This window comes from Kribbella sp. NPDC049174 (genome assembly GCF_043197365.1).
Taxonomy (GTDB): Bacteria; Actinomycetota; Actinomycetes; order Propionibacteriales; family Kribbellaceae; genus Kribbella.
In genome coordinates, this window is the sequence record NZ_JBICSZ010000011.1 from 172,617 (window position 1) to 187,385 (window position 14,769).

Annotated in this window: 16 protein-coding genes; 8 read left to right on the plus strand and 8 right to left on the minus strand. The window is 68.4% G+C overall.

Annotated features, from left to right (window positions below):
• Nucleotides 1-102: 102 nt before the first annotated feature.
• A complete protein-coding gene (locus tag ACGFIF_RS38715) occupies nt 103-1,512 on the plus strand; it encodes a glycoside hydrolase family 6 protein (protein WP_393161782.1) in 1,410 nt (469 codons plus the stop codon).
• 147 nt (nt 1,513-1,659) lie between these two features.
• Here ACGFIF_RS38715 and ACGFIF_RS38720 read toward each other — a convergent pair whose 3' ends face one another.
• Nucleotides 1,660-2,511, minus strand: a complete 852-nt coding sequence (locus tag ACGFIF_RS38720; RefSeq protein ID WP_393161784.1) for an SDR family oxidoreductase — start codon at nt 2,509-2,511, stop codon at nt 1,660-1,662.
• Nucleotides 2,512-2,633: 122 nt separating this feature from the next.
• Here ACGFIF_RS38720 and ACGFIF_RS38725 point away from each other — a divergent pair, with 122 nt between their 5' ends.
• Nucleotides 2,634-3,542 (plus strand): AraC family transcriptional regulator, encoded by a 909-nt coding sequence (locus tag ACGFIF_RS38725; protein WP_393161786.1) that lies wholly within the window; start codon nt 2,634-2,636, stop codon nt 3,540-3,542.
• On the opposite strand, the gene ACGFIF_RS38730 is transcribed toward ACGFIF_RS38725, so the two are convergent.
• The gene (locus ACGFIF_RS38730; RefSeq protein ID WP_393161788.1) at nt 3,529-4,578 is read right to left on the minus strand and encodes a helix-turn-helix transcriptional regulator; all 1,050 of its coding nucleotides are present in this window, start codon (nt 4,576-4,578) and stop codon (nt 3,529-3,531) included. The genes ACGFIF_RS38725 and ACGFIF_RS38730 overlap by 14 nt on opposite strands.
• A 143-nt stretch (nt 4,579-4,721) precedes the next feature.
• On the opposite strand from ACGFIF_RS38730, the gene ACGFIF_RS38735 reads away from it, so the two are divergent.
• The 4 genes from ACGFIF_RS38735 to ACGFIF_RS38750 all read left to right on the plus strand — a co-directional run bounded on the left by ACGFIF_RS38735 (nt 4,722) and on the right by ACGFIF_RS38750 (nt 8,491).
• Nucleotides 4,722-5,162 (plus strand): cupin domain-containing protein, encoded by a 441-nt coding sequence (locus ACGFIF_RS38735; protein WP_393161791.1) that lies wholly within the window; start codon nt 4,722-4,724, stop codon nt 5,160-5,162.
• The gene (locus tag ACGFIF_RS38740) at nt 5,159-5,533 is read left to right on the plus strand and encodes a DUF1304 family protein (protein ID WP_393161793.1); all 375 of its coding nucleotides are present in this window, start codon (nt 5,159-5,161) and stop codon (nt 5,531-5,533) included. The genes ACGFIF_RS38735 and ACGFIF_RS38740 overlap by 4 nt, the downstream gene beginning before the upstream one ends.
• A 143-nt stretch (nt 5,534-5,676) precedes the next feature.
• Nucleotides 5,677-7,218 (plus strand): alkaline phosphatase D family protein, encoded by a 1,542-nt coding sequence (locus ACGFIF_RS38745; protein ID WP_393161795.1) that lies wholly within the window; start codon nt 5,677-5,679, stop codon nt 7,216-7,218.
• A gap of 7 nt (nt 7,219-7,225) precedes the next feature.
• On the plus strand, nt 7,226-8,491 hold the full coding sequence (locus ACGFIF_RS38750) for a hypothetical protein (RefSeq protein ID WP_393161797.1): 1,266 nt from the start codon (nt 7,226-7,228) through the stop codon (nt 8,489-8,491).
• A gap of 1 nt (nt 8,492) precedes the next feature.
• Here ACGFIF_RS38750 and ACGFIF_RS38755 read toward each other — a convergent pair whose 3' ends face one another.
• Genes ACGFIF_RS38755 through ACGFIF_RS38765 form a run of 3 tightly spaced genes read right to left on the minus strand, consistent with a single transcriptional unit; the run spans nt 8,493 to nt 9,999 of the window.
• A complete protein-coding gene (locus tag ACGFIF_RS38755; RefSeq protein WP_393161799.1) occupies nt 8,493-8,852 on the minus strand; it encodes a DUF4345 family protein in 360 nt (119 codons plus the stop codon).
• Nucleotides 8,853-8,866: 14 nt separating this feature from the next.
• Nucleotides 8,867-9,499, minus strand: a complete 633-nt coding sequence (locus ACGFIF_RS38760; RefSeq protein ID WP_393161801.1) for an anti-sigma factor family protein — start codon at nt 9,497-9,499, stop codon at nt 8,867-8,869.
• Nucleotides 9,496-9,999, minus strand: coding sequence for a sigma-70 family RNA polymerase sigma factor (locus ACGFIF_RS38765; protein WP_393161803.1), 504 nt, complete (start codon nt 9,997-9,999; stop codon nt 9,496-9,498). Before ACGFIF_RS38765 ends, ACGFIF_RS38760 begins: the two co-directional genes overlap by 4 nt.
• A gap of 89 nt (nt 10,000-10,088) precedes the next feature.
• On the opposite strand from ACGFIF_RS38765, the gene ACGFIF_RS38770 reads away from it, so the two are divergent.
• Nucleotides 10,089-10,589 carry a hypothetical protein gene (locus ACGFIF_RS38770; RefSeq protein ID WP_393161805.1) on the plus strand — a complete coding sequence of 167 codons (501 nt, stop codon included), beginning with the start codon at nt 10,089-10,091 and terminating at the stop codon, nt 10,587-10,589.
• 14 nt (nt 10,590-10,603) lie between these two features.
• On the opposite strand, the gene ACGFIF_RS38775 is transcribed toward ACGFIF_RS38770, so the two are convergent.
• The gene (locus ACGFIF_RS38775) at nt 10,604-11,059 is read right to left on the minus strand and encodes a YbhB/YbcL family Raf kinase inhibitor-like protein (RefSeq protein ID WP_393161807.1); all 456 of its coding nucleotides are present in this window, start codon (nt 11,057-11,059) and stop codon (nt 10,604-10,606) included.
• A 125-nt stretch (nt 11,060-11,184) separates the two neighbouring features.
• Nucleotides 11,185-12,486, minus strand: coding sequence for a phosphodiester glycosidase family protein (locus ACGFIF_RS38780; protein WP_393161809.1), 1,302 nt, complete (start codon nt 12,484-12,486; stop codon nt 11,185-11,187).
• A 195-nt stretch (nt 12,487-12,681) separates the two neighbouring features.
• Here ACGFIF_RS38780 and ACGFIF_RS38785 point away from each other — a divergent pair, with 195 nt between their 5' ends.
• A complete protein-coding gene (locus ACGFIF_RS38785) occupies nt 12,682-13,608 on the plus strand; it encodes an AEC family transporter (protein ID WP_393161811.1) in 927 nt (308 codons plus the stop codon).
• A 33-nt stretch (nt 13,609-13,641) separates the two neighbouring features.
• Here ACGFIF_RS38785 and ACGFIF_RS38790 read toward each other — a convergent pair whose 3' ends face one another.
• On the minus strand, nt 13,642-14,733 hold the full coding sequence (locus tag ACGFIF_RS38790; RefSeq protein WP_393161813.1) for a hypothetical protein: 1,092 nt from the start codon (nt 14,731-14,733) through the stop codon (nt 13,642-13,644).
• Nucleotides 14,734-14,769 lie beyond the last annotated feature (36 nt).

The window sequence follows — 14,769 nt, forward strand, 5'->3', positions numbered from 1 at the left end:
GGTCGGCACGTCATGCCTGGTGACGCCGCTCTGAAGCGGATCAGATTGAAAGCGCTCCCGGACTGTCTTCCGCCCACGTCACCAGACAGGAGAGCGGCACTCATGAGATGGATCTCCCGCGGCCTGCTGGCGGCCGCGCTCGCCCTCGGGGTGGTCGTACCGACCACGGCACCCGGCGCCAGCGCGGCCACGGAGCTCGTCAAGAACGGCACCTTCGCCGGCGGTACGACGAACTGGTGGAGCAACAACGCCCCGATCAGCATCGACGCCGGCCAACTCAAATCCGTCGTCCCCGGCGGCACCGCGAACCGGTGGGACGCGATGCTCGGCCAGAAGGTCCCCGCCTTCCCGATCCACCAGGGCCACCGCTACATCTTGTCCTTCGACGCCCGCGCCACCGCGACCCGCGCGATCCGGACAACGGTGCAGGTGAACACCGCGCCGTACCCGTCGACCCTCGAGCGGACCTTCACCGTCGGTACGACGCCGCAGCGCTTCGCCTTCGGTTTCACCGGCTCGCTGGAGACCGCACAGGCTGAGCTGACCTTCCAGCTCGGCGGTCACGCTGCCGGCTACACCGTCTGGTTCGACAACGTCTCCCTGATCGACAACTTCGGCAACGCGGCCGGCAACCCGGTGTCGATGACCAACGGCTTCTACGTCGACCCGTTCTCGAACCCGAAGGACTGGGTGGACAAGCACCCGGGCGAGACGGCGACAACGATCAACGCGGCGATCGCCTCGAAGCCGATGGCCCGCTGGTTCGGCAACTGGAACGCGAACATCGCCGACGCGGTGAACAAGCACGTCGGCCCTGCCGACGCCGCGGACAAACTGCCGCTGCTGGTGGCCTACAACATCCCGGGGCGCGACGCCTGCGGTGGTCACTCCGGCGGCGGCGCGGGGACTGTAGCGGCCTACAAGGAATGGATCACGACCTTCGCCGCCGCGATCGGCAGCCGTCCGGCCGTCGTGATCATCGAGCCGGATTCGATCGCGGACCGCGAGTGCATGACCGAGCTGGAGTGGGCGGACCGCAAGGAGATGCTGACGTTCGCGCTCCAGCAGTTCAAGGACTTCGCGCCAAACACGTACACCTACCTCGATGCCGCGAACAAGGGGTGGGGCGACAGCATCGGTGTCGCGAAGCTCGCTGGGTGGCTGAGTGAAGTCGGTGTCGCGAACGCTCATGGGTTCGCCGTGAACGTGTCGAACTACTACTACACCCAGCAATCCATCGACTATGCGGCGGCGCTCAACAGCCACCTCGGTTCGGCCAAGCCGTTCGTGGTCGACACCAGCCGCAACGGCAAGGGATCGGAAGGCAACTGGTGCAACCCGCCGGACCGCAAGCTCGGTGTGCCCGCACAAGTGGGTGGTGGCGCGGAGATGCTGCTGTGGGTGAAGGTCCCGGGTGACTCCGACGGCGACTGCGGCACGTCCGATCGCCCCGCCGGACAGTTCGGCCCCGAACTCGCGATGGCGCTGATCACCGGGGACAGCACCCCGTAACAACCGGGGCGGACCAGTAGTACTGGATCCGCACGTCGGACTGACCGGGCCCGGGTGGGCCGTCCCGTCGACTCGGGCCCGGTCTTTGACGCTGGTGCGACGTGCGACTGACGTACGGCGACGGGCGCCCGTCCGTCGTACCGGCCTCTACTGCTGGAGGGCGGCGGCGATCGAGTCGGCGATCGGGGTGGTCGGGCGGCCGATCAGGCGGCTGAGGTCGCTGCCGCGGCCGGCCAGCAGGCCGCGCTCGATGGCGTTGTCGACATCGACCAGAATCGGGGCGAACTGCGCCGGAACCCCGGCGCCGGTGAGGATGCCGACATGCACCTCGGCCGGAACGTTGTTGTAGGCAACGTCCTTCCCGGACTGCTTCGACAGCTCGGCGGCGTACTCGGCCAGCGACCAGGAGGTGTCGCCGTTCAGCTCGTACGCCTTCTTCTCATGACCATCACCTGTCAGTACGACGGCCGCGGCGGCAGCGAAATCGCGGCGGGAAGCCGAGCCGATCCGCCCGTCGCCGGCGCTCCCGACGACGCCGTGCTCGAGCTGGACGGCCAGCTGAGCGGTGTAGACCTCGTTGTACCAACCGTTGCGCAGGAAGGTGTACGGCAGGCCGGAGTCGAGGATCGCCTGCTCGGTCGCCTTGTGGTCGGCGGCCAGGTCGAAGTCTGCCTCCGGCCCACCGAGTACGCCGGTGTAGGCGAGCCGGGCGACGCCGGCAGCCTTGGCGGCGTCGATCACGGACTGGTGCTGGTCGGCGCGGTTGGGCTCGAGCCCGGAGATCAGCAGGACGGTGTCGCCCGACTGGAAGGCCTGCGCGAGCGCGGCCGGGTCGTTGTAGTCGGCGATCCGGATCTCGACGCCACGGGCCCCGAGGCCAGCGGCCTTCCCGGCGTCCCGGGCGACGGCGACGACCTGGTCGGCCGGGACGCGCTCGAGGAGCTCGTCGATGACGAGTTGACCGAGCTGGCTGGTGGCGGCGGTGACGACGATGCTCATCTGTTCTCCAGGTCTTGGGGGTGTGCATCACCGAGCGTAGGCAGGCAGCGGGAGCGGTTCTATGTCCATTCAGCGCTGTTTTATGTCCGATCGTCTTTGCAGGCTGGCGTATGATGCAGAGCATGGATGTTCTTGCCGACGTCGTCACCGCGATGCGCTCCGGGCCGGCGACCTCCGGCCGGACCGACGTACGCGGTCCGTGGGGGCTGCGGTTCACCGAATCCCCGGGTGCGACGTTCCACCTGGTCCTGCAGGGGAGTTCCTGGCTCCTGCCGCCCGATGGCGGCGCGCCGATCGCGATGGGGCCGGGTGACGCGGTGCTGCTGCCGCGTGGCCTCGAGCACTCGCTCGCGGACCATCCTGATTCACCGCTGGTGGACTTCGATCCCTCGATCGAGCAGCCGGGGGACGGCGAGGGAGCCCGTTCGCTGTTGCTGTGCGGGACGTACCGGCTTGATCGGCAGCGTCCCCATCCCGTGCTGAGCAACCTGCCGGATGTCGTCCACGTGCCGGCCGATCCCGGGCGGCATCGGACTCTGCACACCACGATCGGCGTTCTCGGGGAGGAGCTCGACGCCAACCGGCCGGGCGCGGCGGCCGTCGTACCGCCGCTCGTCGACGCCCTGTTGGTGTTGATCCTGCGCGCCTGGCTGGAAGACCGACGATGCCCGACCGAGAGCGGCTGGTCGCGCGCGTTGACCGACACCGCGGTCGCACGCTCGCTCGAGCTGATCCATGCGCAGCCCGGTGCGACCTGGACTGTCGCCGATCTGGCCGCGGAGGTCGGTCTGTCCCGGGCCGCGTTCGCGCGCCGGTTCACGGAGGCCGTCGGTGAACCACCGCTGACCTACCTCTCCCGCTGGCGGATGACGACGGCCGCGCGACTTCTGCGCGATCACGATCGCCCGCTCGCGACCGTCGCCAAGGAGATCGGGTACACGTCGGAGTTCGCCTTCGCGAAGGCGTTCAAGCGCGACTTCGGTATCGCACCCGGTGCCTATCGCAAGCAGTTGGCGGTCAGCGGTACGTGAGGTCGTCCGGGCGAAGCGTCGCCACCAGCTCGCCCCGGCTGCGGACGCCGACCTTGGCGAAGGCCGCCTTCAGGTGGTCCTGGATGGTGTGCGGCGAGATCGACAACCGGTCGGCGATCTCCGCGGTGGTGTGCCCGGAGATCACCTCGAGGCAGATCTCTCGCTCCCGGGTGGTCAGCCCGTACGCCGCCAGCAGCATGCCGACCAGGTGATGGCCGGACGCCGGCTCGATCGTCACCACGACCTCTGATTGGTCGTCGTCGCTGATCAACCGGCTGCCCTGTAGGACCACCCAGCCGCCGGTTGCGGTTTGGATCCGCGCCTGGAACGTCCCATTGGCCGCTGCCTGCGTGCCGGTCACGACAGCCCGAAGCAACACGTTGAACCGCCCGGGCGCGATCTCGTTCAGCGCGTCCTGCCAGTCGCGCGCGGCCGGGGTGATCGCGCGCGGCTCACCACCCGGCCCGGTCACCACGATCGACGGTCCGACCCCGCCGCGATACCCATGGGCATCGGTGCGCACCGCCACTCGCGTCGCCGCGCCGATCGCCGGCGCCACCGACCAGAGGAACTCCACCTCGCGATCGGTGAAGTCTGTCCCGCCCCGGATGAATCCGGCCGCACCCCAGCAGTCCCCGTCGACGGTGAAGGCGGCCCGCAGCTCGTGCTCGATCCCGAGGGGCCGCCACACTTCGTTCAGCCGGCGACACCCGACGACCTCCCGGTAAGGCAGGTCGGACAGCCGGGCCACCGGGTACTGCCGACGGGCCAGCGAGGCGAACGAGTTCGGGTTGTTCGCGGAATACTCCGTCTCGGCCAGTCGCGGTTCGTACTCCGGTGCGATCCGCACCCGGCCGCTGGTCATCGAACTAACCACCAGCGTGCCGGGATCCATCGCCGCCCAGCAGGTCAGATCGTCGCCGATCACCTGCTCGAGCACCTCGATCGCGGCGGCGTGCAGGTCCGCGACGCCCAGTCCCGACGTCGCCAGTGCCGCGATGTCCCGCCGCGCGGCCCGCGCCCGGCCCTCCCACATGGCCTCAGTATGCGCCGCGGCCAACCGCCCGCCTATCCCCGAAATGTGGGGATTCCGCCGTCGCGAGGAGCCCAGCCGAACGGGATGGATCCGCCGGCCGGCGCTTCCTACGGTCAGGGCAACAACTCTTAGGGGAGGTCGTCATGACGGAATCGGTGCACCTGAGCACAGCCGGCACGGGCGCGGAGTACGCCGCTCCGGACGCGACTGTCACGGTCAAGGTCGGCAGCGAGCACACCGGCGCGCAGTACGAGATCTTCGAGATCGACGCACCCCGCGGACCGGCCGCGCCGCCACACAGCGAGTCCTGGAGCAAGGCGTTCTACGTGCTGCAGGGCCGGATCCTGGTCCAGGCCGGCGACCAGGGCTACGACCTCGGACCCGGAGCGTCGATCAGCATCCCGGCCGGAACGGTCAACACGTTCTCGGTCCTGACGCCGTCGGCGAAGTTCCTCACCGTCAGTCAGACCGGCAAGATGGGCGAGTTCTTCGCCGACCTGGCCACCGCGGATCCGACTGATTTCGCCGCGCTGGGGGAGATCTCGAGCCGGCACGGGGTCACGCTCGCCGGGGTCACGCCATGAGTACGGCGGCCCAGGTGCTGGCGGTGGTGATCGCGGCGATGCTGATCATGGTCTGGGTGATGGAGTCCTTCCTCTACCGCCAGCCGCGGCTGTATCCGCTCTTTCGCACCGAACCCGCCGACTACGACGCGGTCCGGCTCTGGACGGTGAACCTGGGGTTCTACAACCTGACGACCGCGGTGGCTCTGCTGGCGGGCGTCGTACTCGTGCAGACCGATCACGTGCCGCAGGGCGAGGCGCTGATCATCTTCACCGCGGCACAGCACGTGTTCCTGGCTGTCGTCCTGGTCTTCACCGAGCGGAGGCTCTGGTTGAACACCTTGCTGGAAGGCGTTCCTGCCGCGATTCTGCTCGTCCTTGCCCTCAACTAGGCAGCAGTGAACGGTAGGAAAGTTACACAAATTGTCTCACTATGGGTATCAAGCGCCACGCACTCTCAAGGTTCTCCGGATGGCTCCTCAAGCTTCATCCGTCCGGGGAACCCCCGCCCTGAGTAGTAGTGAAGGTGAGGCTCATGAGCCCAATCAGTCGCAGAACCCTTGTCTTCGGTGGGCTTGCCGCCGCCGGTGTCAGCGCTCTCCCGGTCCGTTCGGCTGTGATCGCGGCGACCGCTGCAGTCCCGTACCCGTTCCAGTTGGGGATCGCGTCCGGTGAACCGGACGCCAACAGCGTTGTGCTGTGGACCCGGCTGGCGCCATCGCCCCTCAACGCCGACGGTCAGGGCGGGATGGCGAACGCCGACGTGACCGTCGACTGGCAGGTCTCCACCACCGACACGTTCAGCACGCTGGTCGCGTCGGGCTCGGTCACCGCGCGCTACGCGAGCGCCCACTCGGTGCACGTCGTTGCCGGCGGCCTCAATCCCGACTCGGACTACTTCTACCGCTTCCGCGCGCAGGGCCACCTCTCACCCGTCGGCCGGACTCGTACCACTCCAGCCCTCGGTGCAGCCGGGCGAGACCTGGTCATGGCATTCACCTCCTGCGCGCACTACGAGGAGGGGTACTACACCGTCTATCGCCGGATGGCCGAGGACAACCCGGGCGTGATCCTGCACCTGGGCGACTACATCTACGAGTACGGCGCTGTGGCCGGCCGAACCCGTACGCACGCAGGTGCCACCGAGATCGTGACACTCGCGGACTACCGTCGGCGCTTCGCGCAGTACAAGTCCGACCCGGACCTGCAGGCCGCACACGCGGTCGCGCCGTGGATCGTCGTCACGGACGACCATGAGGTGGAGAACAACTACGCGAACATGGTGCGGGCGGACAGTACGCCGTCACTCACCACTGCACAGTGGACGGCTCGTCGGACGGCGGCGTACCAGGCGTACTACGAGAACATGCCGCTGCGGCCCGCACAGGCGAACAGCGGCAACAGCATCCCGCTGTACCGGCGGCTGCGGTGGGGGAACCTTGCCACCTTCCACATGCTCGACACCCGGCAGTACCGCAACGACCAGGCCTGTGGCGACGGCTGGCAGGTCTGCTCCGATGCGGACCTGGCGTCGCGCAGTCTGCCCGGCAATGCCCAGGAGACCTGGCTGCTCGACGGTCTGGCCCAGCACTACGGCACGTGGGACATCATCGGTCAGCAGGTGTTCTTCGCCCGCCGCTTCAACTCGTCCGGTGCCGGGAGCATGGACTCGTGGGACGGCTACCGCGCCTCCCGGGCCCGGATCCAGCAGGGTTGGGTCGCTCGCGGGACACGCAATCCCGTCGTACTCACCGGTGACGTGCACCGTGCCTGGGCCAGCGATCTGAAGGCCGACTACAACAACGCGAGCTCGGCCACCATCGGCAGTGAGCTCGTCACCAGCTCGGTCAGCTCCAGCGGCGACGGCGACGGGTCCACCACGATCCCGGACGTCGCCACCAACCCGTGGCTGAAGTTCTACAACAACCGGCGCGGTTACGTCCGTACGACGATCAGCCCGACCCAGCTGCGGGCCGACTTCCGGGCCGTCGCGAAGGTGTCCGAACACGGCGTTGCGGCGTCGACGGTGAAGTCGTTCGTGATCCAAGAGGGCCAGCCCGGCCTGCAGGCGGTGTGAGGGAGACATGAAGAAGACACTGGCCACACTCACAGTCGCAGCCACGGTCGTGGCGTCCTCCCTCGTGCTCACTGCTCCGGCCGCCCAGGCCCACATCGCCACACCGACCTGGTCGACGGCCAACAGCGTGTCGACGGGGGACCAGGACGCACCGGCGATCGCTACCAACCGCAACGGCTATGTCGCCGTGGTGTGGGAGGACGACCGAGACACGGACAACGCGACCGACAATGTGCACAGCGACATCTACCTGCGGACGTTCCGCAACGGTACGGCGCTCTACGAGGTGAAGCTCTCCGCCGGAGGCAGCAGTGGGGTGACCACCTGGCGGCATCTGCACCCGGATGTCGGGCTGGACGACAAGGGCAACGCCGTTGTGGTGTGGGCGGACGACCCGGACGGCAACGGCTTCTACAACATCCCCTATCGCGTGGTGAACACCGCGGGCACGGTCACTGCGTCAGGTAGTGCCAACAGCAGCGCGACCGGTCAGCAGATCAACCCGCGGGTGGGTGTCGACCCGGACGGTGCGCCGGCTGGTGGTGCGGTCGCGTTCACCGTGGTGTGGGAGGACATCCAGACCGGTACGCCGGCCACCGTGAAGGCGGCCGGGTACACCGGTCCGACGACGCGGGCCTGGGAAGTCACCGCATCGACCACGACCGGGCAGCACCACAACCCGGACGTTGCGGTGTCCGCCTCCGGTGACGCAGTCGTGGTGTGGGACGACGACGGCGACGCCAACTCGTCGTACGAGATCGGGCTGATCCGGCTGGGTCGGACCAACGGTGCGGCCACGCTGTCGCGCCGAGTCGCCAACTCCAACACCGGTGGCCAGCAGACACATCCGTCGGTGACGGCCAACTTCAACGGCGACTTCGCGGCCGCCTGGGAGTCCGACCACACCGGTACGGCGGGTGCGTGGACGCGGACCTTCACCGCGACCGGTGCCGCCCGGTTCGCCGACGTCCAGGTCGCCGCCGGCGGCAAGTCACCGTCGATCGGTATCGACGACCAGTCCCAGACGGTCGTCGGCTGGACGGTCCAGGCCACCGACCTCAACGTCTGGGTCCGCGGCTTCGGCATCGACGGGACCGACACAGGTCGGCTGTCCGCTCAGCAGCTCAACTCACTCCCCGACGGCCGGCAGGAACAGATGACGGTCGCGGTCTCGCCCTTCGCCCAAGTGGCCGTCGCCTACACCGACGACAACGACGGCAACACCTACGACCAGATCTATCTGGGCCAGGACATCTCCAACAACAGTTGGTGAATCAGCTCACTGCGAACCACAGGACCGCGGCAAGGACGACCTCGACCCAGAAGTAGAACCAGATCGGATAGAAGGCGGCCGGCCGGTCGAACACTCGCCCGACCAACCGGCCGGCCGCCATCCCGGCCAACGCGACCGCGACCGCGATCACCGCACCCCGGCGGATCCCCTCGTCGATCGCCGCGACCACCAGCAGTGCGGCGATCGCGAGTCCGAAACCGCCGTACACGGCCCGCACCTCGGTCCGGGCGTGCGGCCCGGTCGCCTGGATGCCGAACGGCCGCACCAGCACGGCCGGTGCGGCGAGCCCGAACAGTCCCATCCCGGCGAAGAACACCGCCACGACCACTATTGCAATCATTGCAAGAGAGTAACTCACCTGCTCTGCGGCGTCAGCGTGCTCAGTACGGCGCCGTCGGCCGTCACCACTTCGAGGCGGTCGATGTCGCTGAACGGGATCGACGTACTGGCCGGCACGTCAGCCTGGTAGGTGCTCGTCGTCGCCCACCACCCGGCGGTCTCCGTGGTCCCGTCCGTCCCATGCACGACGAGACTGCAGTGTTCGCCGGCGCTCAGTTTGGCCATCGTCAATTGGATGTCCGTGCCCCAGGGCTGACTGGTCATCTTGGCTGCTACGTCGATGCCCTGGGTTGCCGTCCAGGTGACCGAAGACTGTTGTGGTGCTGACGCTTGTTGTGGTGCGTTGTCCAGAGCTTGCCAGCCGAGGAGGCCCGCGACCGCCAGGATGACGACCGCTGCGGCTGCGAGCAGAGTCCGCCGGGGCGTACGTCGTACCGGCAGCTGGAGCGGTGGGGTGGGCTCGAGCTCCTCCGGCTGGATGTCGTCGAGAGGTACGGCGTGGAGCAGTCCGGGAAGGTGGGCGAACTGGAGGAGGGCCTCGCGGCAGGACTCGCACGTGGTCAGGTGTTGCTCGGTCGCGCGGCGTTCCGCGGTGTCCAGGGCGCCGAGGACGTACGCTCCGATCGCAATGGTCTCCGGACACGTCATGAGCCCGTCACTCCTCGTTCCTCCAGGGCGGCGCGCAACGCGTGCAGCGCGTAGTAACTCCTCGACTTCACCGTTCCGGGTGGGATCCCCAGGACGGTGGCCGCCTCCGCGACGGAGCGTCGCCGGTAGAACAGCTCGATGATCACCTGCCGGTGATCCTGACTCAACCCGCGCATGACCTCGACCACCTGCCACGCCTGCAGCACCCGGTCGATGTCGTCGCCGAGCGCCGGGAACTCGCGCCCTTCGATCGCCACTTCGGTCACCCGGGCCGCCCGCTTGCGCTGCCCGGAGATGACCAGGTTCCGCGCGACCGTGAACAGCCAGGGACCGGCCCGGTCCGGTTCGAGCTCGGCCGAGTGCGCCCAGGCTCGGGTCATCGTCTCCTGCACGATGTCCTCGGCGTACTGGTGGTCTCCGCCGACCGAACGCAGGACGTAGCCGAACAACGGGCGCCGGTACCTGTCGTACAGCGCGCGGATCTCCGTCTCGTCGTCCACACCCAAGAACTACGCAGCAGAGCCGTCAAAGGTTCAACTGAACCGGTCGAGCCGGGGATGCGTACTTGTCCGGGAGAGGAGCTACCCGGATGAGAATCGTGACAATGTTGCTTGGAGCAACCGCAGCGCTCGCCACCTTGACCGCCTGCGGCGGTGGCGAGGCACAGGAGGCGGGCAACCCACCGGCCGCGAGCGGTGCGGTCTCCGTGAAGGACGTCGACGGCGTCGGCCAGACCCTGGTCGACTCGGCCGGCAAGACGCTGTACTTCGCCGACCAGGAGGCCGACGGCACGATCAAGTGCACCGAAAGCTGCCTGGCCTTCTGGTTCCCGGTCGAGGGCACCGAGAGTACGGCGAAGTCGATGGACGGGCTGGCCGTCCTCAAGCGGTCCGACAACGGCGTGAGTCAGCTCACCTTCGAGGGCAAACCGCTCTACACCTTCAAACTCGACACCGCGCCGGGGCAGAGCAAGGGCAACAACCTCGAGGATGCCTTCGGCAACACCACCTTCACCTGGCGTGCCGCCACCACGACCGGCGCCGCCCCGACCCAGGCCCCGTCGAGCTCAGACCCCGACTACGGCTACTGAGCTGCCGGTTCAGGTCAGCGCGAGTAGAGGCCGGTGAGGCGGCCGCGGACGAGGGTCCTGGCGTCGATCGCCTGGAGTGCTTCGTCGAGCTTGGCGCCGTCGGGGAGGCCGGTCGCCTCGGAGAGCGCGTAGACGGTGAACCGGTAGTGGTGCGTGCCGCTCGGCGGGCAGGGCCCAAAGTATGAGGGCCTGCCCGCCGAGTTGGCGGCCTGCTTGGCGCCGACCGGCACCTGTCCTTCGGTGATGCTCGTGGTGACCGGCTCCAGATCGAGCAGGACCCAATGGGTGAACGTCCCGCGGGGCGCGTCCGGGTCGTCGACGACCAGCGCCACGGCGCCGGCGTTCACCGGCAGGCCAGTCCAGGCCAGCGGTGGCGAGACGTCGTCGCCGTCGCAGCTGTACTTCTTCGGGATCTTGCCGCCGTCCTGGAATGCCCTGCTGGTCACCGTGATGGTGCTGGATGCGGTCATGGCCGGCTCCCTCCCGGAGTCCGACTGCGCGCCGCCACATCCGGCGGCCACTCCTAGGCCGGTCAGGAACAGTGGCAGCAACCGCAGTCGCACTCCTTCAGAGTCGCACGACCGTCGAGCAGTGGCTATCGACCTGGGACGAAGACGATCGCGTCACCGACGGCCCGCTCGGCTCCACCGGTTCCGCTCGGGTGGTTGACCAGCGTCCCGTCCTGCAGTGCCATCGCCGTCGACCCGCCGCCGTCCAGGTTGATCGCGTCGTGCATTCCCAGTGCGTTCGCGACCGCGGCCGTCTCGTCCATCGTCGTACCGACGCTGGTGGTCTGCCGCCCGTCGATCGTCGCCAGCAAGATCTTTCCGTCACGCGTCGTACCGGCGATCGTCCGCGGGTTGCGGTCGAAGAAGCTTCCGGTGCCGTCCGGTACGACGATCTCGCCGCCCGACGTCAGCTGGTAGCGACCGGTGACGCCGTACAGGCCGCTGCGCAGCGGGACCTTGTTGCCGCTCTGGTCGGACACCTTGATGTCCTTGGTGAGGCATCCGTTCGCGGTTGCGGCGAGCAGGGCGACCGTGTCCTTACCGGTGGCCTGCAGGGAGGTCTCGGCCGGAGTGAGGCTGGTGCCCCGGGTTGTCGAGGTGCGTACGACGCAGCCGCGCCGATCCAGCACGACCTCGATGCCGTTCCCGGCCGGGGTCGCGGCGGCGAACTCGGGGGTGAACAGTACGACGTCGCCCGGCTCGGTGCAGGTGGTCTGGTCGGGAAGCGTGGAGCACGCGGTCGGGATCACCGGCGGGTGGTTGACGAACTCCAGCGGCAGCTCCGCGCCGGTGTCGCGGTTCCGGACCTCACCCGACCAGCGCAGGTGGCCGGTCAGAACTTCGTTGCTGTTGGCATCGATCAGCAGGTTGGCCTCGGCCGGGTCGGTCAACGGCTCGCTGAGCAGCTTGCCGTCGAAGATGCCGAGGCCGACCGGGTCACCCGGGTACAGCTGGCTGGCGGTGAAGGTGAAGAACGACGCGTTCACGCCCGCCAGCGCGCCAGAGGTGCGGACCAGGTCCGAGGTCTTCTCCACCTTCGCCAGGTCCGGCCCGTACGTCGCCTTCAGCCGGCCCTTGGACTTGGCCGGGTCGATGGTGAGCACGTTGACGACCCACGGCCCGCGCGTCGTCGTGTTGATCTGGTCGGGCGGCGCAGGTTCGGTACCGCGCACGATCTTCGTCAGCGTGACGCCCTGGGCCAGCACCCGGCTGGTCCGGGTCTCGGCCAGGTCCTGGTCGCCGAGCGGCAGCCCTTGCCCGGTCGCGACCGTTGCCTCGGTCGCACTGCTGTCGGCGAACGCCGTCGGTACGGCGGTCAGTGTGGCCACGGTCGCGAGCACGGAAGCTGCGATTACCGCGGCGCGGGGGAGTCGCGCGGAAGTAGTCATGCCGGCCATCCTGTTCGTCGATGGTGGAATCTTTCGGATCTAGCCGCTGTCTCGTCAGCATCTGACAGGTTACGGTTTCGTGCCGGTGCGGGGGAGGGCTCGCGGAGTGTCCACTGGCTGAGTCGTCAGGAGTGACCGGGCATCGTTTCGTATACGATCGCGGCCGTGTCGAAGTCGCTGAGTGCCTGATCGGCTGTGTCAGCCGTCGTTGGTGCCTTCGTCGCGCTCGTTGCGGTCGCCGTCCTCGGCTACGTTGTCGGGCTGACCGGCGTACTGCGGGCTCAGGACGAGCTGGTCCTGTCGCGGCTGGCGTTCTTCGTGGCGACGCCGGCGTTGTTGTTCACGACGGTGGCGCGGGCGGATCTGCACTCGATCTTCTCGGCGGTGCTCGTCACCAACGTGGCCGGCTTGTTCGTGGTGCAGGTGGTCTTCCTGGTGGTGGCGGCGCTGATCTGGCGGCGGACCCGGTCCGAGGCGACGATCGGCGTACTGGCGTCGTCGTACGTGAACGCGGGCAACCTGGGTGTGCCGGTGGCCGCGTATGTGCTCGGTGACGGTGCCTTGGTGGCGCCGATCGTGTTGTTCCAGTTGCTGGTGATGGCGCCGGTGGCGTTCGCCGTACTCGATGGAGATCGGCAGGGGTCCGGGCGGCGGGTGTCGTTGCGGACTGTGCTGGCCCGGCCGTTGCGGAATCCGCTGACGGTGGCGTCGCTGCTCGGGTTGCTGGTCGCGTCACTCGACGTGCAGTTGCCGACGTTGCTGATGCGGCCGATCGACCTCCTCGCCGCGGCCGCCGTCCCGGTCGGCCTGATCGCCTACGGGCTGAGCCTCAGCGCCGGGACGAAGGGCTCCATCACCTTGCGGAAGGACGTTGTGCTGGCCGTCCTGCTCAAAACCGCGCTGCAGCCGATCGCCGCGTACGCCGTCGCTCGCTGGCTCCTGGACCTTCACGGCCCCGCCCTGCTCGCTCCGACCTTGCTGGCAGCTCTCCCGACGGCGCAGAACGTCTACGTCTACGCGGTCCATTACCGCGCCAGCCGGACCCTGGCTCGCAGCGCGGTCCTCCTCAGCACCCTTCTCTCGATCCCGGTGATGACCGCGATCGTCGGGATTCTGGGCTGACTGCGCGCCTACATCCCGTACGGCGAGGACTGGTCACTTCATCGCGTTGAAGGCTTCCTCGGCCACCGGGGCCACCGCGTCGACGGTGACACCTTCGTTGGCGGACTGGGCGATCACGGTGAGGGTGTTGGAACCGCGGTAGCACTGCGTCGGCAGGCCGTCGGTCTCCACGCAGGTGGATTGGCCGACCTTCTTGATCTGCTCGGGTGTCGCACCGGAATCCGCGACGGTCTTGTCGATGTCGACCTTCCCGCGCAGCGCGATCAGCATGTACAGGCGGTCGCCCTCGAGACTCCCGTACGCCTCGACGGTGACCTGCTTGCCGTCGTTGATCTGGCTCAGCCGCTCCCGGGTCTGATTCAGCTGGAGCTGGTCGCGAATGTCCTGATCGGTGATCCGGTCGAGCCCACCGAGCTTCGCCGGCGGCGTGATCCCCCGCTCCGCATTCAACCGATTCATCGGCCCCAGCCCCCACACATACCCCAGCGTCGCGAGCACAACCAGCACCACCACAACCCCACCAACAGTCAGCCAAGGCCCCCGCTTGATCCCAAACCGCCGCCGCTTCTTCTCCCCCTGAGCCTTCCCCCCAGTGGCCTTTTCGCCAGCAGCCGACTGCCCTCCGCCGTCCGCCGCGGTCTCCCCACCGTCAACCTTCCCAATCTCAACGGTGTCATCAGTAGCCATCTTCGTGCTGTCGGCGCTGCCCCCCGCCGCCGCGCCCCCGACCGCCGCGCCCCCGACCGTCGCGGTCTCGCTCGCCTTCGCAGCCTTGCCGTCGCCTGCTGTGCCGCTCACACCCGCCGCGCCGCCTTCCGCGGTCTTTCCAGCGGACCCCGCCTTCGCCGCACCCGCCGCCGCACCGACTTCCGCCGTCTTCTCGGTGGAGTCCGCCTTAGCCGCACCAGCCGCCGTACCCGCACCCGCCGCCGTCTCGCCTGTCTTCGGCTTCTCCGTGGGGCGCGTCGCCCCAGCGCCGTTCTCCTCGGCGACCCGAGCACCGTCGGCAGGTGACCCACCGCCTGCCGGCGTGTTGTTCGCCGCAGCCGTGCTGGTGACGGTCGGCCTGGCAGCAGTCGTGGGAGCCTTGGGGGTCGGGCGGTCCGGGGTGGTGGGGTCGCTCATACGGGGGCTCCTCGGGACTGTGCGGTCGCGCGGTTC

Coding starts and splice junctions, on each gene's coding strand:
- ACGFIF_RS38750 (WP_393161797.1), top strand. CDS start 7,226: ATGAAGAAGACACTGGCCACACTCACAGTCGCAGCCACGGTCGTGGCG.
- ACGFIF_RS38715 (WP_393161782.1), top strand. CDS start 103: ATGAGATGGATCTCCCGCGGCCTGCTGGCGGCCGCGCTCGCCCTCGGG.
- ACGFIF_RS38775 (WP_393161807.1), bottom strand. CDS start 11,059: ATGACCGCATCCAGCACCATCACGGTGACCAGCAGGGCATTCCAGGAC.
- ACGFIF_RS38780 (WP_393161809.1), bottom strand. CDS start 12,486: ATGACTACTTCCGCGCGACTCCCCCGCGCCGCGGTAATCGCAGCTTCC.
- ACGFIF_RS38755 (WP_393161799.1), bottom strand. CDS start 8,852: ATGATTGCAATAGTGGTCGTGGCGGTGTTCTTCGCCGGGATGGGACTG.
- ACGFIF_RS38730 (WP_393161788.1), bottom strand. CDS start 4,578: ATGTGGGAGGGCCGGGCGCGGGCCGCGCGGCGGGACATCGCGGCACTG.
- ACGFIF_RS38790 (WP_393161813.1), bottom strand. CDS start 14,733: ATGAGCGACCCCACCACCCCGGACCGCCCGACCCCCAAGGCTCCCACG.
- ACGFIF_RS38760 (WP_393161801.1), bottom strand. CDS start 9,499: ATGACGTGTCCGGAGACCATTGCGATCGGAGCGTACGTCCTCGGCGCC.
- ACGFIF_RS38735 (WP_393161791.1), top strand. CDS start 4,722: ATGACGGAATCGGTGCACCTGAGCACAGCCGGCACGGGCGCGGAGTAC.
- ACGFIF_RS38770 (WP_393161805.1), top strand. CDS start 10,089: ATGAGAATCGTGACAATGTTGCTTGGAGCAACCGCAGCGCTCGCCACC.
- ACGFIF_RS38725 (WP_393161786.1), top strand. CDS start 2,634: ATGGATGTTCTTGCCGACGTCGTCACCGCGATGCGCTCCGGGCCGGCG.
- ACGFIF_RS38740 (WP_393161793.1), top strand. CDS start 5,159: ATGAGTACGGCGGCCCAGGTGCTGGCGGTGGTGATCGCGGCGATGCTG.
- ACGFIF_RS38720 (WP_393161784.1), bottom strand. CDS start 2,511: ATGAGCATCGTCGTCACCGCCGCCACCAGCCAGCTCGGTCAACTCGTC.
- ACGFIF_RS38745 (WP_393161795.1), top strand. CDS start 5,677: ATGAGCCCAATCAGTCGCAGAACCCTTGTCTTCGGTGGGCTTGCCGCC.